Raw genomic sequence first — 1004 nt, 5'->3', positions numbered from 1 at the left:
GAATCTATTGCACGCAATGCAGGCTCTACCAACTCTATGTGGTGACGCATTCTATCAGCTACTTTATATAACCAAGCCAAATTGTATAAATCTTCATCAGACAACCCACTTCGAGAATGCACACCACCAAGCCACTTAATCGCCTCGTTGAACTTACTAGCGGGTAAATCTTGGTATCGAGGGATTTTAAATTGCTGATGTAACTTATAATAGATAGCCTGATGTCTCTCACCCGTTCGATAAACTCGCTCGTTGACCGCTTGCTGGATTTGCTGTTGTTGTTCGGGCGAAATGGTGTTAGGGAATTGTTGCGCTACTTTTGGCATAAAGTGGTTATAAAGTACATCGAAACATTCTAATTGATATTGTTTTAAAATAGGTTTTATTTCTGGATTAACCCTGCTTAATTCTATACCTGCAAGCCAACCGTTGAGGTAGCCAAGAGGTAAACATAAAACATCTCTATTTTTACCGTCTTTTGCAACTACCTTTATCATAAAGGCAGTTGAATTAAGTATTTCATTTCTTTTAATTCTTTGCCTTTGAGCTTCCCAATCCAAACCTATGTTTTCGCATATTGGCTTGATAGCAACATAAGGCTTATTATTATGATTAAGAATTGATATTTGTTGATTGTGAAATTGAACTAATTGAATTTGATTTGACATGCTATATCCTTTGTTTATTTTTTTCGAAATTACCTCCCCAATCTAGTTAATTGGGTGCCAAGAGGTTCGAAAGCCTAACAAAGAAAGGCTGGAGTTATTTCCATTGCTGGTATTTTATTCCTCGCCCTCTCGGCATAGATTTTGAGCATAAAAAAATCACGCTAACGGGGCGATTAATCCGCTTTGTTTAGGTTTCGACACCTCATCAAAGAATATACAATTAAATTGCTTTGGTAGTCAATAACAAATTAACTAAATTTAAATAAGCCCGAAAGGGCTTTTTTTATCTCAGATTGAAATTACTATATACTTTATATTCAATGAATTGATTAGTTG

1 protein-coding gene is annotated in these 1004 nt (G+C 35.8%); it reads right to left on the bottom strand.

Going from position 1 to position 1004, the window contains the following annotated elements; genetic code table 11:
* A partial coding sequence (locus A9G30_RS08240; RefSeq protein ID WP_176700875.1) for a phage antirepressor N-terminal domain-containing protein occupies window positions 1-668 on the bottom strand: 668 nt, incomplete at its 3' end.
* Window positions 669-1004: the final 336 nt, after the last annotated feature.

This window comes from Gilliamella sp. Fer4-1 (assembly GCF_001690515.1).
Classification (GTDB): Bacteria; Pseudomonadota; Gammaproteobacteria; order Enterobacterales; family Orbaceae; genus Gilliamella; species Gilliamella apicola_C.
The sequence above is the reverse complement of the archived record's forward strand: the minus strand, read 5'-3'. Positions and strand labels throughout refer to the sequence as shown.